Annotated in this window: 20 protein-coding genes; 5 read left to right on the top strand and 15 right to left on the bottom strand. The window is 60.7% G+C overall.

All coding sequences use genetic code 11. The annotated features are described in order from the left end of the window. Positions 1 to 16: 16 nt before the first annotated feature. The 9 genes from AAE029_RS01935 to AAE029_RS01895 form a co-directional block, all read right to left on the bottom strand. Entirely contained in the window at positions 17 to 931 is a 915-nt protein-coding gene (locus AAE029_RS01935) for an ABC transporter ATP-binding protein (RefSeq protein ID WP_371071098.1), read from the bottom strand. Continuing rightward, a complete protein-coding gene (locus AAE029_RS01930) occupies positions 928 to 1,746 on the bottom strand; it encodes an ABC transporter ATP-binding protein (protein WP_371071097.1) in 819 nt (272 codons plus the stop codon). Before AAE029_RS01930 ends, AAE029_RS01935 begins: the two co-directional genes overlap by 4 nt. Further along, the gene (locus AAE029_RS01925; RefSeq protein ID WP_371071096.1) at positions 1,743 to 2,633 is read right to left on the bottom strand and encodes an ABC transporter permease; all 891 of its coding nucleotides are present in this window, start codon (positions 2,631 to 2,633) and stop codon (positions 1,743 to 1,745) included. Before AAE029_RS01925 ends, AAE029_RS01930 begins: the two co-directional genes overlap by 4 nt. A gap of 3 nt (positions 2,634 to 2,636) precedes the next feature. After that, entirely contained in the window at positions 2,637 to 3,614 is a 978-nt protein-coding gene (locus AAE029_RS01920; RefSeq protein WP_371071095.1) for an ABC transporter permease, read from the bottom strand. 77 nt (positions 3,615 to 3,691) lie between these two features. Then, complete coding sequence (locus AAE029_RS01915) at positions 3,692 to 5,344, bottom strand: ABC transporter substrate-binding protein (protein WP_371071094.1); 1,653 nt, start codon at positions 5,342 to 5,344, stop codon at positions 3,692 to 3,694. Between the two features lie 43 nt (positions 5,345 to 5,387). Further along, positions 5,388 to 6,413 (bottom strand): glycoside hydrolase family 3 N-terminal domain-containing protein, encoded by a 1,026-nt coding sequence (locus AAE029_RS01910; RefSeq protein ID WP_371071093.1) that lies wholly within the window; start codon positions 6,411 to 6,413, stop codon positions 5,388 to 5,390. A 34-nt stretch (positions 6,414 to 6,447) separates the two neighbouring features. Beyond that, positions 6,448 to 6,927, bottom strand: a complete 480-nt coding sequence (locus AAE029_RS01905) for a GNAT family N-acetyltransferase (RefSeq protein ID WP_371071092.1) — start codon at positions 6,925 to 6,927, stop codon at positions 6,448 to 6,450. A gap of 113 nt (positions 6,928 to 7,040) precedes the next feature. Further along, positions 7,041 to 8,876: a dipeptide ABC transporter ATP-binding protein gene (locus tag AAE029_RS01900; protein WP_371071091.1), complete on the bottom strand. Its 1,836-nt coding sequence runs from the start codon at positions 8,874 to 8,876 to the stop codon at positions 7,041 to 7,043. 37 nt (positions 8,877 to 8,913) lie between these two features. Then, complete coding sequence (locus tag AAE029_RS01895) at positions 8,914 to 10,110, bottom strand: aminotransferase class V-fold PLP-dependent enzyme (protein ID WP_371071090.1); 1,197 nt, start codon at positions 10,108 to 10,110, stop codon at positions 8,914 to 8,916. Positions 10,111 to 10,220: 110 nt separating this feature from the next. Here AAE029_RS01895 and AAE029_RS01890 point away from each other — a divergent pair, with 110 nt between their 5' ends. Continuing rightward, on the top strand, positions 10,221 to 11,048 hold the full coding sequence (locus tag AAE029_RS01890) for an IclR family transcriptional regulator (protein WP_371071089.1): 828 nt from the start codon (positions 10,221 to 10,223) through the stop codon (positions 11,046 to 11,048). A 115-nt stretch (positions 11,049 to 11,163) separates the two neighbouring features. Here AAE029_RS01890 and AAE029_RS01885 read toward each other — a convergent pair whose 3' ends face one another. From AAE029_RS01885 to AAE029_RS01860, 6 genes are all read right to left on the bottom strand, one after another. After that, positions 11,164 to 11,676 (bottom strand): RidA family protein, encoded by a 513-nt coding sequence (locus tag AAE029_RS01885; RefSeq protein ID WP_371071088.1) that lies wholly within the window; start codon positions 11,674 to 11,676, stop codon positions 11,164 to 11,166. A 25-nt stretch (positions 11,677 to 11,701) separates the two neighbouring features. After that, the gene (locus AAE029_RS01880) at positions 11,702 to 12,913 is read right to left on the bottom strand and encodes an amidohydrolase/deacetylase family metallohydrolase (RefSeq protein WP_371071087.1); all 1,212 of its coding nucleotides are present in this window, start codon (positions 12,911 to 12,913) and stop codon (positions 11,702 to 11,704) included. A gap of 3 nt (positions 12,914 to 12,916) precedes the next feature. After that, positions 12,917 to 13,786 carry an ABC transporter permease gene (locus AAE029_RS01875; protein WP_371071086.1) on the bottom strand — a complete coding sequence of 290 codons (870 nt, stop codon included), beginning with the start codon at positions 13,784 to 13,786 and terminating at the stop codon, positions 12,917 to 12,919. Next, complete coding sequence (locus AAE029_RS01870; protein WP_371071085.1) at positions 13,786 to 14,727, bottom strand: ABC transporter permease; 942 nt, start codon at positions 14,725 to 14,727, stop codon at positions 13,786 to 13,788. Before AAE029_RS01870 ends, AAE029_RS01875 begins: the two co-directional genes overlap by 1 nt. A 66-nt stretch (positions 14,728 to 14,793) precedes the next feature. Next, positions 14,794 to 16,320 (bottom strand): ABC transporter substrate-binding protein, encoded by a 1,527-nt coding sequence (locus AAE029_RS01865; protein ID WP_371071084.1) that lies wholly within the window; start codon positions 16,318 to 16,320, stop codon positions 14,794 to 14,796. Positions 16,321 to 16,536: 216 nt separating this feature from the next. After that, entirely contained in the window at positions 16,537 to 17,577 is a 1,041-nt protein-coding gene (locus tag AAE029_RS01860) for a LacI family DNA-binding transcriptional regulator (protein ID WP_371071083.1), read from the bottom strand. A gap of 178 nt (positions 17,578 to 17,755) precedes the next feature. Here AAE029_RS01860 and AAE029_RS01855 point away from each other — a divergent pair, with 178 nt between their 5' ends. The 4 genes from AAE029_RS01855 (at position 17,756) to AAE029_RS01840 (ending at position 24,263) form a co-directional block, all read left to right on the top strand. Beyond that, entirely contained in the window at positions 17,756 to 19,681 is a 1,926-nt protein-coding gene (locus tag AAE029_RS01855; protein ID WP_371071082.1) for an ABC transporter substrate-binding protein, read from the top strand. 190 nt (positions 19,682 to 19,871) lie between these two features. Further along, positions 19,872 to 21,980, top strand: a complete 2,109-nt coding sequence (locus tag AAE029_RS01850; protein ID WP_371071081.1) for a family 10 glycosylhydrolase — start codon at positions 19,872 to 19,874, stop codon at positions 21,978 to 21,980. A 95-nt stretch (positions 21,981 to 22,075) separates the two neighbouring features. After that, a complete protein-coding gene (locus AAE029_RS01845) occupies positions 22,076 to 23,062 on the top strand; it encodes an ABC transporter permease (protein WP_371071080.1) in 987 nt (328 codons plus the stop codon). A 10-nt stretch (positions 23,063 to 23,072) separates the two neighbouring features. Continuing rightward, positions 23,073 to 24,263, top strand: coding sequence for an ABC transporter permease (locus AAE029_RS01840; protein WP_371071079.1), 1,191 nt, complete (start codon positions 23,073 to 23,075; stop codon positions 24,261 to 24,263). Positions 24,264 to 24,271: the final 8 nt, after the last annotated feature.

The raw sequence follows: 24,271 nt of genomic DNA, 5'->3' as shown, positions 1-24,271 counted from the left end.
AATCAACTCCTGATTGTCAGCTCAGAGTCTCGGACGCAAGCACGAAATGACCCCGCTCGACCTCGATGACATGGTCCTGCAGCACCGCCGAAATTGCCCGAATGCGCTCGACTTCGGCCGGCTCGAGACGCCCCTGTGAATCCTCAAAACGGATCTCGGGATCCGGTACAGCGGAGAGCAGGAGGCGTGTATAGGGATGCATCGGATTACCGATCACGCGATCGACATCGCCCCATTCGACGATCTGTCCCGCATACATGACGGCGATCTCCTCGGCGACATAGCGCGCTGTTGCGATGTCGTGGGTAATGTAGAGAAGCCCGAGCTTCATGTCCCGCTTCATCTCGTTCAGCAGATTGAGAACACCGAGCCGGACGGAAACGTCGAGCATCGAGGTCGGCTCGTCGGCAACGATGATTTCCGGCCCGGCTGCCAACGCCCGGGCGATGTTGATGCGCTGCCGCTGACCGCCGGAGAGCTCATGCGGATGCTTCAGTACAACGACCTTCGGATCGAGCTTCACGCGCGTCAGCAGCTCCTCGACCGCCTCATCGATCTGACTGCCCTTCAACTCGTGACGATGCAGTTGCAGGGGCCGGCGCAGGTGATAGGCGATCGTATGGGCCGGATTGAGCGATGCGAAAGGATCCTGAAAGATCATCTGTACCGCCCGCCTATAACTCGCGAGCGCCTTTCCATGATCGGCCTCGACCGGCGCGCCCTTGAAAAGCAAGCGTCCTTCATTCGGCCTATGCTCCAGCATCACGAGGCGCGCGCAGGTGGTCTTGCCGCTGCCGGATTCGCCGACGAGGGCAAGCGCCCTGCCCGCATGGAGCGAAAAGGAAATCGATCGAGCCGCGCGCACGATCGAGGCGCCGTGACCGAAATGTTTGCTGACCTTGTCGAGCGTCAAAATGGCGGCAGCCGTCATGGCGAGACCCTCTCCAGGAGCTTCGCTCCATGCAGTGACGGGAAGGATGCCCACAAGCGCTTCGTATAGTCGTGCTGCGGCGCGCGGTAGATATTGGCCGCCGTGTTATGCTCCACGAGCTTTCCCGCAAGCATGATGCCGATCCGATCGCAGAACTGCACCATTAGGCCGAGATCGTGTGTGATGAACAGGATCGAAAAACCGAACCTGCGGCGAAGCTCGTTGATGCGCTGCAGGATCTCCCGCTGCACGACCACATCGAGCGCCGTCGTCGGCTCATCCATCACCACAAGCTTGGGGCTCAGCGCCATGCAGATGGCGATGACGATGCGCTGGCGCATGCCGCCGGAGAACTGGTGCGGATAATCCCGCATGCGGTCAGGGGAAATATCGACGAGACGCAGCATCTCGGCCGTGCGCTCGCGTGCCTCGGCCTTGCTTAGCCCCCTGTGGGTCCGCAGCACATCGTAGAACTGCGCCTCCACCCGCAGGACGGGATTGAGCGAGTTCATGGCACTCTGGAAGACCATCGCGACCTCGCGCCAGCGGAAATCGCGCAGCTGCTTCTGGTCGAGATCGAGCACGTCGCGGCCTTCCAGTAGGATGCGGCTGCCCTTGCGGATCAGCGCCGGCGGCTTGTGCAGGCGGCTGATGGCAAAGGCGATCGTGCTCTTGCCGCAGCCGGATTCGCCGGCAAGGCCGAAGACTTCACCCGGCGCGACATCGAAGCTGACGTCGTCGACGGCCCGGAAATCGGTCTTTTCGCCGATATAGTCGATGGTAAGGTTCGTTACCGAAAGAAGTGGTTCCGTCACAGGCGTCCCTCCCCCGCACGGATCAGGGACGACCATCGGCTGAGCCGATTGCCGGTTCGAAGGCGCGGATTGGCGATCTCGTCGACGGCAAAATTGAGAAGCGACAGCCCGATGCCGAGAACCGCAAGCGCAAAGCAGGGCGTCAGGATGTCCCACCACGCGCCGACCGAAAGAGCGGAGGCCTTCTGGGCATTGTAGAGCATCGTTCCCCACGATATCGCCTGCGGATCGCCGAGACCCAGGAATTCAAGCGTCGCTTCCGTGATGATGGCGAAGATCACGCTGCCGATGAAATTGATGCCGACGATCGAAATGAGATTGGGGAAGATCTCGAAGGTCATGATGCGCCAGCGCGGCTCACCCATCATCTCGGCCGACTTGACGAAATCCTTCTGCTTGACCGAGAGCGTTTCGGCACGGGTCACACGTGCACCCCAGGCCCAGGAGGTCAATCCGAGAATGACCGCGATCACCAGCGGGCTCGCCTGGCCGATGAAGGAGGCGAGCACGAGAAGCAGCGGCAGGTTCGGAACGACCAGAACCATATTGGTGAAGAAGCTGATCACCTCGTCGGTCTTGCCGCCGCGATAGCCGGCGATGATGCCAAGCGCGGTCCCGACCGCGGTGATCAGAAGTCCGGCGCCGAATCCGACCGCAAGCGAGGTGCGCGCGCCATAGATCAGCCGCGCAAAGACATCCTGGCCGAGACGCGTCGTCCCGAGCCAATGCATGGCTGATGGCGCCTGATGCGGCCGACCTGTGCGAGCGCCCGGATCATAGTGCGTCAGGAGGGGTGCTGCGAGCGCGATCAGCACGATGATCGCGATAACGGCGACACCAACGAGCGCCTTGCGATTGCGGGCAAGTCCGGAGAGAAGCGTCATCATCGCTCATGCTCCTTTCAAACGCGGATCGAGCAGCACATAGCTGATATCGACGATGAAATTCGCAACCAGCATGGTGGCGGTCATGATCAGAAGCTGGCCCTGGATGACGGGATAGTCGCGGGCGAGGATCGCCTGATAGAGGATGTTGCCGAGGCCCGGATAATTATAGACGACCTCTGTTACCAGCGAACCGCCGAGGATGGTGCCGATCGCAATCGCAAGGCTGCTGACGGTCGGCAGCAGGGCATTGCGCGCCGCATACCACAGCATCACATGACGGTCGGAGAGACCCTTGGCGCGAGCCATGACGATATAGTCCTCGCCGAGGAGATTGATCATGTTGTTGCGCATGGTCACGGCGAAGCCGCCGGTCAGGACCGTGCAGAGCGTGATCATCGGCAGGATGCCGTGATAGATCACGCTGCCGATATAGGCGGCGGAAAATGCCGGATCGAGCGCCGGATCGGCAGCATAGCCGTTCGGAAACCAGCCGAGCGTGAAGCCTAAAACGAAAAGAACGATCAGCGACGTGACAACCGCCGGTACCGATGTCGCGAATATGGCGCCGACCGAGACCACGACATCGAACAGGCTGCCGCGACGCCAGGCGGCGAGGATGCCGAGAAAGCTTCCGAGCGTAAAACTAGCGATCGTCGCCGTTCCCATGAGCCCGATCGTCCAGATCAGGGCATGGCCGAGAACCTCGGTGACCGGCAAAGGGAAATACTTGATCGAGCGGCCGAGGTCTCCGGTGAAGATGCTTTGCAGATAGGTCAGGTATTGCTGCCACACCGGACCGTCGACAAAACCGAAGGTTAGCTTCAGAGCCTGCAGGTTCTCCGGCGACAGCTCGGCGCCGGCGCTCGAGAACATGATCTGGACCGGATCGCCGGGCATCAGTCGCGGCAGGAAGAAATTGATCGTTGCGGCGACGATGAAGGCTGCCAGATAGAAGACCAGGCGGCGGAGCAGGAATGCCATGTGTCTCTCCCCTCGCGCGGGGGCGGCCTACTGCGCGTTGCCTTGCGCCGTAGAGCCACCCCCGCCGATCACGATCTCTACTTTGCCGGCGCCAGCGCCAGGAGGTGGAGCAGCCGCGCCGGGTTGGTGCGAGAGATCGAGGGGTTGACGAAGGGATTGTCCGGCGTCGACCATCCCGTGAAGCGCGTCGTGTTGTACTGGTACCAGTTCGGATTGTTGAAGACGGGCATCATCGGCAGGTTTTCGGCAACGATGCGCTGTGCCTTGTTCATCTCTTCCTTCTGCTTGGCCGGATCGGCCGTGCGGGTGAAGTCGACGAGCAGTTTGCTGAGCTCCGGATTGAACCAGCGTTGCGCCGTGAAGCGGGTCTTGCCCTTGTCGGACTCCTTGAAGGCGCGGACATAGGGGTAATAGGGCGAGGCTGCAGCCGGCAGGCTGTTGATCGCCATGTCGAAATTGCCGTTGATGAGGTTGCCGGTCCAGACCGCCTCCTCTGGCGTGGCGATCTTGGCATCGAGACCGGCTGCCTGGAGGCCTTCAACCGCGATATTCACCGTGTCGATCCAGTCCGTCCAGGCGTTCGGGACGATGATCGAGAAGGCGATCTTGCTGCCATCAGGATTGTCGCGGAAGCCATCGCCGTCCTTGTCGACATAGCCGGCCTCGTCGAGAAGCGCCTTCGCCGCATCGACATCATATTTGCCGTATTTGCCGAAATCGGAAAGCACCGACGGGTCCGACCAACTCTTGTAGAGTTCACCCATGCCAGACGGGTCTTCGTTCAGCGTCGGATAGCCATAGCCTGCGACATCGATCATGCCCTGACGGTCGAGCGCCATGCTGACGGCGCGGCGGAACTTGACGTCGTTGAAGGCCTTCTTGTTGCTCTCGTTCGCGGTTTCGAGATTGAAGAGGAAGGCGACCATGCTGCTTGGCGTGTACCAGAAATGGAAATGCTCCGGATTCTTGGCAACATAGACGTTTTCGATGTCGGGGATGAAGGACACACCCCAGTCAAGCGTACCGTCTACGGTTGCTGCCAGGATTTGGTTGTTATCGGCAAGCTGCGGGAAGCGGAGGCAATCGATCTTCAGATGCTCGGCGTCCCAGTAGTTCGGATTGCGGCACTGGTCATAGGTCTGGCCGGTGAAGCGCGGGATCTCCGTCAGCGGTCCGCTGCCGACCGGATTTTCGTTGGCGAAGGTGACGGGATCGGCGACATCCTTCCAGACGTGTTCGGGAACGATCGGAATCTGCACCAGCTGGTCGGCCGCAAGCGAATTCGGGTTGACGAGCGTGAAGCGCACCGTCTGCGGATCGACGACCTCGACACCGCTGATGAAAGTCCAGATGCTGACGAAATCGAGCGCGGGGAACTTCTTCAGATAATCATAGGTGAACTTGACGTCGGCCGCCGTCAGCGGCTGGCCGTCCGACCATTTCAGGTTCGGGCGGAGCTTGAATTCGATGCTCTTCAGATCGTCGGCAAGCTTGAAGCTTTCCGCAAGGCGATAATTGGGCTTGTTGCCGTCGAAGCGGTTGAAGACGACCAACGGCTCATAAATGAAATCCGAGGTGCTCTGGCGTGCCGAGGTCTGATTGAACGGATTGAAGTTCCGGACCCAGGTCGTCGCCGGCTCGATATTGGCGGTGAGAACCGTCTGCGCCATGACCGGCGCGGCAAGAAGGCCGAGCGCGGTCGCTGCTATGAAAATATGCTTTTTCGACATTCTGCATTCCCCTGTTTTATATGGATGAGAAGCGGCAGGCTTGTCAGGCGACGAGACTGCGCGCGAAGATGTCCTCGACTTCGGCATGGGCCGATCTGACGTCGACCTTCTCTTTGCCGAGGCGGGCATTTGCGGCTGCGATGCGCCGTTGGGCGGCATCGCTCAGCGGGCGGGCAGCCTTGGCGGCCGCTTCGCTTTCGGCGAGGTCGCCATGGCTGTGAAGCGCGACGTCGTAGCCGGCATCGAGCACCTGGGCGACGCGTTCCGGCAGCGTGCCGGAAAGCGACTGCATGAAGATGCAATCGGAGATCAGAACGCCCCCATAGCCCATCTCGTTGCGGATCACGTCATGCATGACGGGTGAGACGGAGGCCGGCAGTTCCTGGTCATAGGCGGTATAGACGACATGTGCGACCATTGCCCAGGGCGTGTTCTTGAGGGCGATGAACGGCTTGAAGTCGGTTGCCATCAGCGTTTCGCGCGATGCGTCGACGAAGGGCCGCTCCTTGTGCGAATCCAGTGTCGCCCGGCCGTGACCGGGGATGTGCTTCATGACGGGTAGGTTTCCTGTTTCGAGCAGGCCGTCGACCACTTCACGGCCGAGCGCCGTGATGAAGTCGGGGTCAGGGCCGAAGGATCGCTCGCCGATGACCGCGCTCGTCGTCTCGAACACGAGATCGAGGACGGGAGAACAACCACTGGAAAGTCCGAGTTCTGTCATCATCGTGCCCATCGCCCGGGAGGAGAGCCGCAGCGCCTTCTTGCCGAGATCGAAGTCGCGATGGGCAAGGTCCGCAAACTGACGGAAACTGCGGAAGATCGGCCAAGGCCCAGCGTCCAGATGCTGCACGCGGCCACCCTCCTGGTCGGTAAAGACCGGAGCGTCATCGCGGCCGACCGCCTCCCGGAAGCTTTCGATCAGAGCCTTGGCCTGATCCGGATTGCGCAGGTTCCGGCGGCCAACGAACAGGCCGAAAGGATTCGTTTCGCGAAAAAGGGCGATCTCGTCGGGCGAAAGCGTGGGATTTGGAATGCCGACGAAAAGGGCGAGAGGCGTTGATGCGGACACGAGTGCTGATCCTCCTCAATTAATTTTCGTTTGGTTAGCTGCGCTTGCCGCGAAGCATGCCTTCGTAAATGCCTTTGTTCTCCGCCGGTATCTCGATGGCGCCGGCGGCGTTAGCGTAAAAATCGACAGGGCCTGCATCACCGATGAAGGCGTAGGCATGGCCGAGCGTCTTCATCGTCTGCAGTGAAGCGGAAAAGAGCGCGAGGCCGATCCCCTTCCCCCGACTATCCGGCTGGACGCCGGTCGGACCGAAGAAACCGCGCGCTGTCGTGTCGTAGCAGGCAAAGCCGACGAGCTTACCTTGATCGATGGCAATGAGACAGGCAGCGGGCTGACGGGTGATGGCTACCGAGACCTCGCTCGCCCAATTGTCGCTGAAATGGGCGCGCACCCATTCGACAACGACATGCATTTCCGGCGCGAGGACTGGTCTGATATCGACAGGAACCTGCCCGGCCATGTCGTGAAGCTCGGCGAGCTTTGTCGCATACAGGTTCACAAGAAGATCAGGCACTCGCAGTCCCCTTATTCTATAATTCCATTATTATGGAATTTATCCCCTTTTAATGTGATAGAGTTCGTTATTTGCACGGGGTTGTCAACTGCGATTTTGCGGCGCAGCCGAGCCTAGAGCGCCACCATGTGTCCGGGCGAAACCTCCAGATATTTCAGTGGCTGGAGCTGATGGTCCACGGGCCGGATCGGGCTCTTGAGCTCCTCGTTCACGGTACCACGGCGCTCGCGTCGACGATCCGGATCGGGAATCGGCACCGCCGACATCAGCTTTTTCGTATAGGGATGCTGCGGATTATCGAAGACGGCAGCACGCGGCCCGATCTCGACAATCTCGCCGAGATACATGACCGCGACGCGGTGGCTGACGCGCTCGACCACAGCCATGTCGTGCGAGATGAACAGGAAGGCGAGGTTCAGGCTCTGCTGCAGATCGAGCATCAGATTGATGACCTGCGCCTTGATCGACACATCGAGCGCCGACACGCTTTCATCCGCGATGATCACCTTAGGTTCGAGCGCGAGCGCCCGCGCGATGCAGATGCGCTGGCGTTGGCCGCCCGAGAATTCATGGGGATAGCGCGACGACATGTCCGGCGAGAGCCCCACCTTCACGAGCAGATCGGCGACGGTATCGCGCGCCTGCTTCGCAGTGCCCATGCCATGTTCGAGATAGGGCTCGGCGATCGCCGCGCCCACCGTCATGCGCGGGTTGAGGCTGGCGAAGGGATCCTGGAAGATCATCTGCACGGACTTTCGCATCTCGCGCAGACCCCTCTTGTCGAGCGTCAGCAGCTCCTTGCCTTCGACGAGCACCGATCCGCTCTGCGGTTCGATGAGGCGCATGATGGCGCGGCCGGTGGTCGACTTCCCACAGCCGGATTCGCCAACAAGCGAGAGCGTCTCGCCGGCGTGAAGGTCGAAGGAGACGTTTTCGACCGCATGGACGCGGCCGCTCAGCTTGCCGAACAGGCCGGAATGGATATCGAAACGCTTGACGAGGTTTTTGACTTCCAGGATTGGGCGCTTAGTCGACACGACCGTATCGGCCACCTCGACCGGCACATCGGATTCGCCGGTCTGCGTATTGACGACAGGAAACCGCAATGGCCGCTTGTAGCTGCTCATCGAGCCGAGCACCGGCACCGCTGAAAGCAGTGCCCGCGTATAGGGATGCCTTGCCCGGAAGAAGATATCGCTTGTGATACCCGCTTCCACCTGCTCGCCGCGATACATCACCACCGTGCGATCGGCGATCTCGGCGACCACGCCCATGTCGTGGGTGATGAAGAGGACGGATGTCCCCTCCTCTTCCTGCAGCATCTTGATGAGATCGAGGATTTGCCCCTGGATCGTCACGTCGAGCGCTGTCGTAGGCTCGTCGGCGATCAAAAGCTTCGGCTTGCTCGCAAGCGCCATGGCGATCATCACGCGCTGGCGCATGCCGCCGGAGAAACGGTGCGGATATTCGTCGAAGCGAGACGAGGCCGATGGGATGCGCACCTTTTCGAGAAGCCGGATGGTCTCAGTCCGCGCCTCCGCCTTGCTCATCTTCGTATGGCAGAGCAGCGCTTCGGAAATCTGGTCGCCGATCGTGAAGAGCGGATTGAGGCTCGTCATCGGCTCCTGGAAGATCATTGCGACCTCATTGCCGCGCACCTGCCGCATCTCGCTTTCAGGCAGCGCCAGGATATCGCGGCCGCCAAGGAGAATGCGACCTTCGACGCGGCTGGAATCGGCCTGCAGAAGCCGCATGATCGAGAGCGAGGTGACGCTCTTGCCGGAGCCGGATTCGCCGACGATCGCCACCGTCTCACCCGGCGCCACCGTGAAGGAGACATCGCGAACAACCGGTTTCCATTCGCCGTCCACCAGGAACGAAGTCGTCAGTCCCTCGACGGCGAGGACGGGCTGCGCGGTCTCAATCGCCCGGGCTTGGAGGTTGGTCATGTTCGGTTCCTCTCTTCGTGCGGCAGGACCGGCCGGATCAATCCGGCCAGCGCAAGAGGCCGGCGAAGCGGCGCTTGCTGCGCTCTTCCAGCGGCGTGGCGATGATTTCGTTCGAGGCGCGGGCCTTGTCGAGCTCCTCGGCCAGACGGCTGGCGACCACCTTTTCCTGACCGGGATGTAGGTTGCACGGGTCGAGATAGAAGTAGCTGTGCTCGACTTCGTGATCGCGAACGATCACCGGCGGATTGCCGCGAGCGAGCGCATCGGCCAGATCCCAGGCCGTGATGTGGGCTTCCTGCGGCGAGAGGATCACGCGCATGCGGTCGAGCGGATTGTTGGTCGGATCCGGCTCGATCAGGGCCTTGACACCCGGACGGCCGTCGAGCGTTTCCTGCCAGAGCTTCAGGTAGCTGGTTTCGCGGGCGCGAATGCCGGCATGGTCGCGCTTCTCCCAGGCCTCAAGCGCGGCCATGACACCGTAGACGCTTTCCTTGCCAACTTTCATCCCGCGGCCGATGCCCATATTCTGCAGGAAGGCGTCGCGCACCAGTTCCTTCCTGCCGGCGACGATGCCCGAGGTTGGGCCGCCCAAGAACTTGTGGCCGGAATAGAGGACGATGTCCGCTCCCTGTTCCAGGAAGATGCGCAGATCATATTCCGAGGCGGCATCGACGATGACAGGAACGCCCTTGGCATGGGCGATTTCGCAGAATTCCTTAAGGCTCAGCATGCCGTAGTCGACGACATGGTGCGAAACGACATAAACAGCCGCCGCGGTCTTCTCGGTGATCGCATATTCCATGTGATGACGATGCGTCGACGTCGCCTGGCCGATCAGAACGACCTTGCCGCCGGCAAGACGGATCGCCTGGTCGACCGGCGCTCCATAGCTGACGACATGGCCCATCTGAACGAGAATCTCGTTCTTTTCCGGCGTCACATCCGGCAGCTTCTCGATCGCCAGAAGATTGTTGCCGGTGATCGTCGCCGCCACCGCAAGGCTGATGCCGGAGGAGCACGACGCCGTGACGAAGCCCGCTTCGGCGCCTGTCAGCCGTGCGATCACGCTGCTCGCCTTGCGCTGCAGGTCGTTGATCTCGACAAACTGCGGCAGGATGGCCGACATCGCGGCGATTGCCTCGGGAACGACGATCGAAGCGCCGAGGCTGGTCATCGTGCCCGACACGTTTATGACCGGGCGCAGGCCGATGGATGGGCGGACGTCATCTGACATATTCATCTCCAGATTTTTTGCTGTTGAAGCCTGCGGTTGCGAATTTGCCGCATCGACAGCTATGCCATAGTAATGTAATGAGTTCTCGAATTTGGTATGGGAGCCGCAGCTTGGACACGAACACATCATCCGTCGATTACTCCGATGAACGCGATCTCGAGAGTGGTGCGAAGACGCCCCGCCGGTCGCGGGTCAGCGGCATCGACCGTGCTCTTCAGGTGATCGACTACCTCTACGAGACCGGCGCCCCTGCCGGCGTCTACGCCATCGCCAAGGCCGTAAAGGCGCCGCTTTCGACCGTCTACGTGATCGTCGACGACCTCGTCGAAAAGAACATGCTCACCCGCAATGCCGACGGCACCGTTTGGCTGGGAGCGCGACTTTATCATTACGGGCTCGCCTATGCGCGCTCGCTGGATTTCATGAGCATCGCCACCCACGAAATGCACGACCTTTGCCGCCAGGCCGGGGAAACCGTGCAGGTCTGCGGTCGCGATGGCGACCATATGCTCGTTCTCGCCATGGCCGACGGTCCGAGCCATTTCCAGGTGGCCTCGCGCGTCGGTACCCGTGTCCCGCTGAACTGGACGGCGTCCGGCCGGCTGCTGGTCGGCCACCTCGCCGAAGCCGAACGCATCGAGCTTTTCAGGCGCTGTGCCCGCTCCTCGCCGACTGGACGCGCCGAGATCGACCCGGACACGCTGTCTGCGGCGGCCGCCACCGCTTTCGAAACGCGGCTCTCGATCCAGGCGGGAGAATCGGACTATGCGGTGGCCTGCATCGCCTCGCCGATCTGCGATCGTGACGGAAAGTGCGTTGCCACGATTTCCATCGTGCTGCCCGAGCAAAAAGCCTTTTCCGACGAGAGCCACTACACCTCGCAGGTCATGGCCTCGGCGGAGAAGATCGAAAAGCTGATGGGCTGGCGCAGCCATTGAGGTCCTTTTCCTCTTAGAACAATTCCAGGAAAAGTGTGAAACGGTTTTCCGTTCGGAATTGCGTAAAAACAAAGAGCTAGAGCGGTTCCGCGATTCCATGAAAAGCTGAACCGCTCTAGTCGTGCAAGGCGACGATCGCCTCAATCTCCACGGTGATATTGCCCGGCAGCGAGCCGAAACCGACGGCGGAACGTGCATGCTGGCCGGCGTCGCCAAACACATCGATGAAGAGATCCGAACAGCCGTTGATGACGCTCGGATGTTCTCCGAATTCCGGCACGGCATTGACCATGCCGAGCAGTTTCACGACGCGCTTCACGCGCGAAAGATCGCCGAGCGCATCGTGCATGACGGCGATCAGATTGATGCCCGTCAGCCGGGCGTGCTTGTAGGCCTCGCCGACGCCGACATCGGCGCCGACCTTGCCCGCATGCAAATAACCATCGGCTTCCCGCGGCCCCTGGCCGGAAAGATAGAGCATGTTGCCTTCACGCACATGCGTCACGAAATTGGCGATTGGCGGCGGCGACGGCGGAAGCTCGATGCCGAGCGAGGCGAGCCGCTGGTAGGGCGCGCTCTGCATTTTGCCGGCGGATGCTGGAGACTGGTTCACGCAAACTCCTGTCATGCGATTTTCTGATTAGATCCGGCTCTCACCGGTAGGAATAACCGTGGCTGTGGCGGACGAGCCTGCGGGCTCTCGGGATGTAGCGGCTGGCAGCGATGGCCTCGGTGCCGATCACAGCGAAGCGCGGCTCGAACAGCTTGTTCAGAATGGAAACATCGCCGTTCGAGTCGGTGGCTTCCAGCTCTGAATCGACAAGATCGAAGATCGTGAACTCGGCCTCGGCGCCGACGGAAAGCCGGTTTTCCATCGAGAGCTTGATGACCGAAGCCGGTGCATGGGTGACGGCCTCGACGACCTTGTCGAAAGGCATGCCGACGGAAAGCAGCTTCGACATCGTCGTCGCCAGATCCCAGACCGGGAAATTCATCGAATGGCCGTGCAGATCGGTCGAGATCGAGAACGGCAACAGGCCGCGCTTGATCGCAGCCTCAGCCACCTTGAACGAGAAGGACGCGCCGCCATGGCCGATATCGAGCCGAATGCCTTCGCCGGCGCAACGCTCGGCAAGATTGAAGAGATCTTCGTCCTCCATGATGCTGCTGCCGGCCTTGCCGTTGAAGCAGTGGGTGACGACGTCGCCCGGGCCGAGGATCTCCAGAACCTCATCATAGAGGGCTGGCGGTTCGCCGACATGCACCATCATCGGAACCTTTAGGATCTTGGCGATCTTCTTGCCGAGCTTGACCGGAGTGACGCCCCAGGAACCGGTGATCACATGACTGGCGCGCACTTTGATGCCGACGATGTGCTCGCTGTTTTCAGCATAGACCTCAAGAATGCGGTCGAGGTCGATATCGCGGATGTCCCTAAGCTCCGCCACGCGATTGCAGGCTACGAGACCGATGGAGCCGAGGTTCAGAAAGGCCTTGATGCGCTCTTTCGAGGGCTCGATGATGTATTCGCGGAAGCCATGAAAATTGGCTTCGCCGGCCGATCCGGCATCGACCAGCGTGGTGACGCCGCGCTCTGCGCCGCATTCCGACGGACGGATCGAGATATCCGTGCCGCCATGCCAGATATGGACATGCAGATCGACCCAGCCCGGCGAGATCCAGGCGCCCTTGCCGTCGATGCGTTGTACGTCGCCTGCGGCGGCAAGCTCGCGGCCAATCTCGGCGATCCGGCCGTTTGCGTCGACGAGAATGTCGACCGCGCCGCTCGGAGCGCCGGCACCGAAAGCCATGGGCTTCACATTGGTGATGAGGAGCGGCTTCATCGCCTTGTCAGCGGAAGACATGGATTACAAATCCTTTCTGAGTCTTGGATCGAGAATATCCCGCAGCCCGTCGCCGACCATCTGCAGCGAGAGCACGGAAAGGATGATGGCAAAGCCGGGAAAGAGCGTCATCCAGTCGGCCTGTCCGATATATTGCCGGCCCGCAGCGATCATCGTTCCCCAGGTCGGGATTTCTGGGCTGACGCCGAGGCCAAGGAAGGAGAGCCCCGCCTCGGCGAGCATCGCATTCGCAAAGAGGAACGTTCCCTGGACCAGGATCGGCGAGAGCAGGTTGCGCAGCACATGCCGCGTCATGATGTGCGGCGTCGAAATGCCGAGCGCCTTTGCGGCTTCCACATAGGGCAATTCGCGGATCACCAATGTCGAGGCTCGCACGATGCGCGCCAGCCGCGGTGCATAGACGATCGAGAGCGCGATGATGACGGTCGCAAGTGAAGGGCCGAGGGCTGCGACCAACGCGATCGCCAGCAGGATGTCCGGAAAGGCCATCATCGCGTCGATCAGGCGGGCGATCGGTGCATCGAGCTTCTTGAAGAAGCCGGCGAGCAGGCCGAGCGTCACGCCGATGATGGCCGAAAGCGCAACCACCGCCGCGCCCACCAGCAGCGACAGGCGCCCTGCATAGATGGTCCGTGAGAAGATATCGCGACCGAACTCGTCCGTGCCGAAGAAGAAGGTGCCGCTCGGTGGCTTCAGCCGGTTGACGATCGAAAGCTTCGACGGCGAGTAAGGCGCAATCCACGGCGCCAGCGCTGCAAGCAGCACGAAGATGGCGAGGATCAGCACGCCAACGGCCACAGTCCTGCGCTTCAGCAAACGCCGGAAGAATTTGCTGCGCTCTGTCTGTATGGGCTTTGAAGTAATATCGGCCATCAGTAGCGCACCCTCGGATCGACCAGCAGATAGAGCATGTCGATCGCAAAATTGATCAGCACGTAGAGCGCGGCGATGACCAGCAAGGCGCCCTGGATGACCGGATAGTCGCGGCGAAGCACCGCGGAAACCACGAGATTGCCGACGCCCGGCAAGCCGAAGACGGTCTCGGTGACCACCGCGCCGGAAATCAGCACGGCGGCGGTCAGGCCGATGACGGTCAGGATCGGGATCAGTGCATTCTTCAACGCGTGCTTCAGGACGACACGGCGCTCGATCAGGCCCTTGGCCCGGGCGGTGCGAATATAGTCGTCACCGAGCACGTCAAGCATCGAGGCGCGGGTGAAGCGCAGGATCAGCGCCGAGGAAACGATGCCGAGCGCGAAGGCGGGCAGCGTCAGATGATACATGCGGTCGAGGAAGCTCGATCCGGGCCCGCCATAGCCGGACACCGGAAAAAGGTTGAAGCGGACGGCGAAGAACTGCATCAGGATGAGGCCGAGCCAGAAGCTCGGAATGCTGGCGGCGAGCATTGCGACCGTCGTTGCTGCCTGATCGACCAGGGAGCCGCGACGATAGGCGGCATAGATGCCGATCGGCAGGGCAATCGCGCTGGCGATCAGCAGCGAGAACACCGTCAGGAAGAAGGTCGGTTCGGCACGGTCGAACAATGCCGCCGTCACCGGCTGATTGAGGAAGATCGACTGACCGAGATCGCCCTTCAGGAGCTGGCCGATGTAATAGACGTATTGGACGAGAAGCGACTGGTCGAGGCCGAGTCGGGTTCGAAGTTCAGCGATATCCTGCGGTGTCGCATCCGGTCCGAGCATAACGGCGGCCGGATCGCCGGGCGTCACGCGCACGATCACGAAGACGATCGTGACGACGAGAAACATCACGACGATCATGCCGAACAGGCGCTGTAGGATGTAACGTATCATGAATGTCCGATCCTCAGGACAAGGGGAAAAGGCCGGCTGCAGAGCAACCAGCCTCGTGCATCACCGTTACTTCTTGATCGAAGCATTCCAGAAATAGGGCCAGGGGGCCGGATTGACACCTTCAAGCTTGGTCGATTCCGCAGCAAGCGCATTGAAATCACCAATTTTCATGAATGGGGCATCGGCATAAATGGCCTTCTGAACGTCTGCCCAGAGTGCCACGCGCTTGTCCGGATCGACCTCTGAGGTGAAGGCATCGACTGCCGCCTTGCGGGCCGGCGTATCCCACCAGCCAGGCGAGCTGGTCGAAAGCGAGCCGATCAGCGCCGGTTCGGGCAGGAAGGGGCTATGGGTGATGTAGATATCCCAGAGCTTCGGATCGGTGCGGCGCTGGGTCAGCGTGGCCCAATCGACCACCTGCAAGTCGACGTTGAAGCCTGCCATCTTCAGATATTCGGCCGCAACCTGGGCCATCTTGTAGTGGAACTCGTACTGGCGGCTGGTGAGGATGCGAAGCGGCTCGCCATTGTAGCCCGCCTTCTTCAATGCCTCGGCCGCACCTTCCGGGTCGGCGACGTTATAGGCACCCTCCACGCCGGCGTCGGTATGCCAGGAATAGGCTTCAGGATAGATATCACCGTCAAGCGTGTAGAAATCCGTGCTGCCGAAGGCGGCGGCCAACATGTCCTCCATGCTGAGCGCCTGACGGATCGCCTTGCGGATTTCGATATTCTTGTTGATGCCGTCCTTCGTATTGAAGACGAAGACCGGATAGCCGAAGGGCTTCAGCATGACCGGCTGCGATGCGGTCGATCCCTTCAGCTTGTCGAAAGATTCGACCGGAATGGAGTCGACATAATCATATTGACCGGAAACGGCTGCCTCGACGCGGGTATTCGGATCGGGAACCGGGACGAAGCGGATCTCGTCGAGATACTGGTGACGCGCGCCGCCGTATCCATCGCTCTCGCCATCGCGCGACTTGTAGCCGTCAAAGCGCACGAGCTGGATATATTGGTCCGCCTTGCGTTCCTTCAGCATGTAGGGACCGGTTCCGACGAATTCCTTCATCGGCTCGTCCTGCTTCTCGGCCGGAATGATGATCGCGGCCGAATTGTTGAAGGCAAGCAGCGAGGTCAGCGGCGCATAGGGCTGCTTGAGCGTGATCTTGACCGTTGCCGGATCGATCGCCGCGATGGAATCGATGAAGCCGGCCGCCTGCTTGCCGCGCGAGGCGATCTTCGTCCAGCGGTTCAGGGAGGCCACGACATCTTCCGATGTCATGTCGGTATTGTCGTGGAACTTGATGCCGGTCCTGAGCTTGATGGTATAGGTTTTTCCATCAGCACTGATTTCAGGCAGGCTTTCGGCCAGAAGCGGCGTCACCTTCCAATTCTTGTCGAACGTATAGAGCGTCTCAAAGATGTGCTGCGTCACGATGCCGACGAGATCGGCCGTCGACGACATCGGATCGAGCGTCGGCGGCTCGCCGATCGTCGCGACATTGATGACGCCGCCCTTCTCCTGCGCCATGAGCGCGGAAGGCAATGCGACGAGCGCTGTTCCAAGAAGGAATGCAAGTACAGTTTTCATGCGGATACTCCCATTTAATGTTCCACAATTATGTTATACTGGCTTTTATAATAGAATAGCGAACAGGAGAGGCCTGTCAATCGGGAAAGATGAAACGCTTCGACGGCGCCGCCACAGTCGATCAAATGCGTAAGAACAGCGATTTCGATGTGACGGTCGCAGCTCAGGCCCATGCGACGAACGTCCTGAGCGGCGGGTTCGTGAGGCCGGAAGGGTTCAGGAAATGGCTGGAGCGAGCGGCTTTTCCGGACTTGGGCGGTTGCCGTCCGTTCGGCAGGGCCCAACCGAGCGGCGCTCGATGATCCGCGAGGCGATACAGATGCGCCGGGCCGGCGCATTGGGCAGACGCGGAGACTCGATGCGTTCGAGAAGCAGCCTGAGACCGGCGGCTCCTATCTCCTGCCCCTCGACGCGAACGGTCGTCAGCTGCGGCGATATCTGCGTTGCCGGAGAAAAATCGCCGAAGCCAACAACGGAAATATCATCAGGTATCCGATAACCGAGCGCCAGCAGTTCCGAGACGACGGTCAGGGCAAGGCCGTCATGGGCGCAGAAGAAGGCAGTCGGATTCACGCCCCTGTCCCTCAATGCCCTGAAGGCACCGACAAAGCCGCCCTGCTCCTCGAACTGCATGACATGCAGCGACACGTCGGAGTGCCGCTCGGCAATCTCGCGTGCGCCGTAGAAACGCTCCAGGCGGCCGCGATAGCCGGGCGTGCCGTGAACATAGGCAATCGTACGATGGCCAAGGCCGATTAGATATTGAGTAACTGCCTGGCCGCCTTCGTGATCGGTACCGGTCACCTGATCGGCCTGTTCAAGCGCTTCCACCCAGCCGCACCGGACGACCGGAACGCCCTTGGCCTCGGCGGCTTCTATCGCCTGCCGATCGTGCGGTCCGACGAGGATCAGGCCGGCGCTCACATCGGCGAGATCGGAAATACTCTCAGGACTATGCGTCCAGCGGATGCGCAAAGGCTGACCAAGCCTTTGTGCCTCGCGCTGCACGCCATTCTGCATCTGCATGTAAAGCTCGCTGTTGACGACATCGATATCGTGAAAGACGAGAGTGATGTCGCGCACTTCAGGCTGCGAGAGCGGTTTGCTGTAGCCGAGGCGCCGCGCCGTCTCCCTGATGCGCTCGCGCGTCTCCTCGCTCACGCCGCTCTTGCCCGCGAGCGAGCGCGAGACGGCATATTTCGAGAGGCCGACCTCCTCGGCGATCCTCTGCAAAGTGACGCGATCCTTATTCTTCATCCAACTGCCTTCTTACGATTTTCCGGCTGCGATAGCACCACAAGCACCGGCAGGATACAAAAATCGCTCCTAATACAACATAACACTTTACCTAACAAATGCAAAAATATATTTCTTTTGATATCCAAACCTCGAAGGAAAATAAACATAAGGGTTTGGCTATCTTGGAGGAGACCCTATGATCAAGCTGAGACGTCGTGCGTTTCTGGCCGGGACTTCGGCCGCCCTTATTCTGCCGGCCCTGCCGTCTTTCGCCCTGGATTACCAGGAAGCCGATATTCTGAAGGAAAAGGTCAAAAGCGGAGCACTGCCGCCCATCAAGGACCGTCTGCCGGAAAACCCGCTCGTCATCAAGCCGGTGGAAAGCGTCGGCAAATATGGCGGCGACTGGAACATGGCATTGGTCGGAGGCGGCTCGCTCTCCATGCTTTTCCGCTATCAGGCCTATGAACCGCTGCTGCGCTATACGCCGGACTGGTCGGGCGTGACGCTCAACGTTGCCGAATCTTTCGAAGGTGACGCGGATTCGAAGGTCTATACGATCCGCCTGCGCAAGGGCATGAAATGGTCCGACGGTCAGCCTTACACCACGGCAGACATCAAGTTCTGGTACGACACCGTGCTCACCGATGATCGTGTCGCCTTCGTCGGCCAGAATCACTGGAAGTCGCGCGGCAAGCCGGCCACGCTCGAGATCGTCGACGAGCAGACTTTCAAGGTTATCTTTGCGGAACCTAACGGTTTGTTTCCGTTGCAGGTAGCCTGGTCCAATCTCGACCAGACGACACGCTGCCCGAAGCACTATCTCGAGCAGTTCCACATCGATTACAATCCGAAAGCCAACGACCTTGCCAAACAGCGCGGCTTCGACAGCTGGATCGCTTCCTTCCAGAGTGCGGCCGGCTTCCAGGACGACAATGCCTTCTTCCTGAACTCGTCGAAGAAGCCCTGCCTGCATGCCTGGATGTTCACGATCGCGCCGGGCGAAAACACCGAGCGCGCCGTTGCCGAACGCAATCCCTATTACTGGAAGGTCGATACCGCCGGAAACCAGCTCCCCTACATGGATCGCATCGTCTACCAGATGGTCGCCGATCCGCAGGTTCTGCTTTTGAAGGCCATGCAGGGCGAAATCGACCTGATGGACCAGTATATCGCCACGCCGAACAACAAGTCGGTGCTCTACGATGCGCGTGAACAGGGTGGCTATGATTTCTACACGCTGACCTCGACCGAAGCCAATGTCATGTGCTTCATCCTGAACCTGAACCACAACGACGAGACGAAGCGGAAGCTCTTCCAGAACAAGAATTTCCGCGCAGCGCTTTCGACGGCTCTCGACCGGCAGTCGCTGATCGATGCCGTTCTGGTCGGCCAGGGCGCGCCGGCGCAACCTTCGATCAAGCAGGGTGATCCGCTCTACAACGAACAGCTCGCCACGCAATTCACGGCCTATGATGTCGACAAGGCCAATGCCATGCTTGACGAGATCGTGCCCAAGCGCGACGACCAGAATTTCCGGCTCGACGATCAGGGACGCCGTTTGACAATCATCTTCGAGATCGATCAGGCGCGCGCCGTCTTTCTCGATCTCTTCCAGCTCATCATTCCGATGTTCCAGGCGGTCGGCATCGATGCGCAGATGCGCAGCATGGACCGCTCGCTTTGGGAAACACGCGTCCGCCAGGGCCGCGATTTCGACGCGACTGGGCACCAGTTCGGAGCCAATGGCGGCCTCGCGGCGATGCTCGATCCGCGCTACTACGTGCCCACCGACAACAATGCGATGTATGCGCCCGGCTGGCAGCTCTGGTACCGCGACCGCGAAAACAAGAATGCAATCGAGCCACCGGAAGAAACGAAGAAGCAATTCGAACTTTACAACAAGCTGGTGGCGACCTCGGATCCTGCCCGCCAGGCAGAGATCATGAAGGAGATCCTGCAGTCCGCCGCCGATAACTTCTACGTCTTCGGGATTTCGCAGCCGCCGGATGGCTACGGTATCGTCAAGAACAACATGAAGAACATCACGCGGACCATGCCGAACTCCTTCGGCTGGCCGACGCCTGCCCCGACCATGCCGGAGCAGTTCTACAAGGCCTGAGCCGCTCAGGAAACCAACTGAAATTGAAGCGCCGGCCTTTGCGGCCGGCGCCACGGTTCCCTTTTGCCTTGGAGCGTCTCAGCTTTTCATGGAAACGCTAACCCGCTCTAACTTTTTGTTTTTGCGCAATTCCCGACGGAAAACCGCTTCGCACTTTTCCTGAAATTGCTCCTAGAGATGGATGGACAGAATGCTCGACGCCAGGAAACAGAACACCGATACGCTGAGAACCCCCGACTGGTTCAGGACCGCAACGCGGTGGACGCAGCTCACCTTCGTCGAGGACGATCCAGAGAAATACGATCCGGCCTTTTGGATCGACGTGTTCAAGCGCACGAAATCCAACGCGGTCTGCCTCAGCGCGGGCGGCTACATTGCCTACTATCCGAGCGAGATTCCCTATCACCATGTCAGCAAATATCTCGGGGATAAGGACATCTTCGGGGCGCTGGTCGATGCGGCGCGCAAGCTCGACATGCATGTCATGGCCCGAGTCGATCCGCACGCCATCCACGACGATGCCGCAAAGGCCCATCCCGAATGGGTGGCGATCGATGTCAATGGCAAGCCTCGCCGCCACTGGGCCTTTCCCGACGTCTGGGTCACCAACGCCTATGGCGACTACAACACCGTCTTCATGCCCGAGGTGGTGAAGGAGATCGTCCGCAAATACGACATCGACGCAGTCTTCGCCAACCGCTGGCAGGGGCATGGCGTCGATTACAGCGAGGACAGCGCCCGCCGCTTCAAGGACATGTTCGGCCACGCGCTGCCGAAAGCGTCTGACGCCGGGGATCCTGCCTGGCAGGCCTGGGTGCAGTGGCGTCGCCGGGTGCTGACCGACATGATCGCGCAATGGGACGACGCGGTGAAGGCGATCCGCCCGCATGCGAGCTTCATCCCGAACATGGGCGGCGCCTCGCTGATGGAATTCGACCTTTCGGTCATCGCCAGGCATTGCCCTTTCCTAGTCGTCGACCATCAGGGCCGCCGCGGCGTCGAGCTCGGCTGGTCGGCCGGCCGCAACGGCAAGCGCATTCGCGCCACCTTCCCCGACCGGCCCGTCGTGCTCATCACCTCGATCGGCCCGGAGGAAGAGTATCGCTGGAAGGACGCGGTCACCTCCGGCGAGGAGATGCAGCTCTGGATCAATGACGGCACGGCACACGGCCTCTATGCCTGGTTCACCAAGTTCAATGGCGTCGTTCCCGACAAGCGCTGGGTCGAGCCGGTCGCCGATTCCTTCGCGCTGCAGGCGGCAATCGAGCCGGTGATCGAAAGCATGAAGCCGACAGCCGAGATCGCCGTCATCGACCCGTCGACGACGCTGCGTCACTGGGCGCCGGAAGAACGCCCGAGCGCCGAGAAGCACGATCTCGGCTTCTATCATGCCCTGGTCGAAGCGCGGCTACCCTTCGAACTTCTCTCCGATCAGGTGCTGACGAAGGATAATCTCGATCGCTTCAAGCTGATCGTGCTCGCCAATGTCTCGTGCCTCTCGGATGCGCAATGCGAGGCGATCCGCGGCTATGTCGACCGCGGCGGCAGCATCGTTGCAGCCTATGAGACCTCGCTTCGTGACGAGCTCGGCAAGAAACGCGCGAATTTCGGCCTCGCTGACGTTCTCGGCGCAAGCTTCGTTTCGGGACCGCGCGGTATCGTCAAGAATACCTATGTGGCGCTCTCCGGCGATCACCCTGTCAATGCCGGCTATGACGGCGCCGGCCGCATCATGGGCGGCACGCGGCTCCTGGATGTCGAACCCGGCGCCGGTGCGACGACGCCCTTCCTCTACGTTCCCGATTTCCCGGATCTGCCGATGGAGGAAGTCTATCCGCGCGAGGAGCCGAAAGGGGCGGCCGTCATCGCGCGTGAAACCGGCAAGGGCGGACGCACGGTCTACATTCCCTGGAACATCGGGGAGATCTTCTGGGAAGTCATGGCAGTCGATCATGCCCGCCTGATCGCCAATGCGGTGCGCTGGGCACTTGGCAAGACGCCGCGCGTCACGGTCGCGGGCCAGGGTGTCGTCGATCTCGCCTTGCGTGAGAACTCTTCTGGTGTTGCCCTCAGCCTTTTCAACCTGACCAATCCGATGATGCTGAAGGGCCCGATCCGCGAGAATTTTCCGCTGGCGGCGCAGAGAATTTCGTTCGAAATTCCTGAAGGCAAATCGGTGGCGAAGGCATGGCTCGTCGTCGCCGACCGCGCCGCGTCCTTCAGCGTCAAGGACGCGAGGGCATTGGTGGAGGTGCCCGGCATCGAAAGACTGGAGGTCGTGCATCTCACCTGGAAGTGAGATTGGAGGAGTGCACCCGGTCCAGGGACCGGGTGCGGAAAGAGGTGGTCCGCGGAAGCGCCGGAAGCGGCGCTCCCAACGGGAGGAACTATCCGATGCTTGGCTATATCTTCAAGCGCGTGCTTTACATGATCCCGACGCTGTTCGGCATGTCGCTGATCTCGTTCCTGATCATTCAGCTGCCGCCGGGCGATTACCTGACCTCGATGATCGCCACGATGAGCGACAGCGGCCAGACGGTCGACCCGGCCCAGATCGAGCGGCTGAAGACGATCTACGGCTTCGACGATCCCTTCTACGTCCAGTATTTCAAATGGATCTGGGGCATCCTCAGCCGCGGCGACTTCGGCTACTCCTTCGAATGGAACCAGCCGGTGGCGGGCCTCATCTGGGGCCGCATGGGCTCGACCCTGGTGATCTCGCTGCTGAGTCTCCTCTTTGTCTGGGTCGTGGCGCTCCCGATCGGCATCTATTCGGCCGTGCGCCGCCACTCCGTCGGCGACCACGTCTTCACCTTCTTCGGCTTCATCGGCCTGGCGGTGCCCAATTTCATCCTGGCGCTGATCCTGATGTATGTCGCCTATAAATATCTTGGCCAGAGCGTCGGTGGGCTGAACTCTCCCGAATTTGCCGACGCGCCCTGGACGCTTGCTAAGGTCGGAGACTTCCTGGCCCATCTCTGGATCCCGATCATCATCATCGGGGCATCGGGAACCGCCGCCCTGATCCGCATCCTGCGGGCGAACCTGACCGATGAATTGCACAAGCCCTATGTCATCACCGCCCGCGCCAAGGGCCTGCCGGAATACAAGGTCATTCTGAAATATCCGGTGCGGATTGCGCTCAATCCCTTTGTATCCGCGATCGGCTGGGTGCTGCCGCATCTTGTTTCCGGTGTCACGATCACAGCCATCGTCCTGAACCTGCCGACGGCCGGACCATTGCTCTTCCGCGCATTGGTCTCCCAGGACATGTATCTCGCCGGCAGCTTCATCCTCCTGCTCAGCGCGCTGACGCTCGTCGGGATGCTCGTGTCGGACCTCCTGCTTGCGCTGCTCGATCCGCGCATTCGCTTCAATTGAGGGCGATACGATGAGCACACACGACACCTTTGGAACGCATGCAGGCCGGGTTCACGTCGTTGCCGACGGGCCCTCGATCAGCCCGCTGAAGCAGGGCAAGGCGGTCTCGACCGCCGCTATCGGCCCATGGCGGCTGATCGCCGGCAAACTCGTCCGCCAAAAGGTCGCCATGACGGCGGGCATCATCATCCTGATCCTCTACATGATCGGGCTTTTCGCCGAATTCCTCGCCCCTGCCCTGCCGGCGACCTCGCGGCCGCAATACACCTATGCGCCGCCGCAGTCCCTCGCCTTCTTCGTCACAAAACCGGACGGCAGCACGGCATTCAATTTCCATGTCAAAGGCTACAAGGTGGAGATCGACAAGGTGGCGCTGCGCCGGACTTTCGTCGTCGACGACACCAAGGTCGTACCGGTCGGCCTTTTCGTCAAAGGTCCCGCCTATAAACTTTGGGGCCTCATCCCCTTGAACCGGCATCTGATCGGGCCGATCAATCCCAATGATCCGATGTATCTGCTTGGCGCCGACCGTCTCGGGCGCGACGTCTTCTCGCGGCTGATCTACGGCACGCGCATTTCCATGTCGATCGGCCTCGTCGGCGTTGCCATTTCACTGATCCTTGGCGTCGTGCTCGGCTCGATTTCGGGTTTCTACGGCGGATGGGTCGACACACTTATCCAGAGGATGATCGAGGTGGTAAGCGCCATGCCGACAATCCCGCTCTGGCTCGGGCTCGCCGCCGCGATCCCGCTGACATGGTCGCCTGCCAACGTCTATTTCGTCATCACCATCATCGTCTCGCTGCTCGGCTGGACGAGCCTGGCGCGCGAGGTACGCGGACGCTTCCTGGCACTGCGCAGCGAGGACTTCGTCGTAGCGGCCAAGCTTGACGGATCGAGCGAGGCACGACTGATCTTCCGCCATATCCTGCCGTCACTGACGAGCCATATCCTCGCTGTCGTCACGCTCGCAGTCCCGACGATGATTGTCGCCGAGACTTCGCTGTCTTTCCTCGGCATCGGCCTCAAGCCGCCGGTGGTGAGCTGGGGCGTGCTGCTGCAGGATGCACAGAACATCCGCACGGTCGCAACCGCACCCTGGCTGCTGATCTGGCCGGCGCTCGCGGTCGTCGTCGCCGTTCTCTCCTTCAACTTCTTCGGTGACGGACTTCGCGACGCCGCCGACCCTTACGACAATTGAGGAGAAAG

The sequence above is a fragment of the Sinorhizobium sp. CB7 genome (genome assembly GCF_041357635.1).
In the GTDB taxonomy this organism is placed as follows: Bacteria; Pseudomonadota; Alphaproteobacteria; order Rhizobiales; family Rhizobiaceae; genus Rhizobium.
The sequence above is the reverse complement of the archived record's forward strand: the minus strand, read 5'-3'. Positions and strand labels throughout refer to the sequence as shown.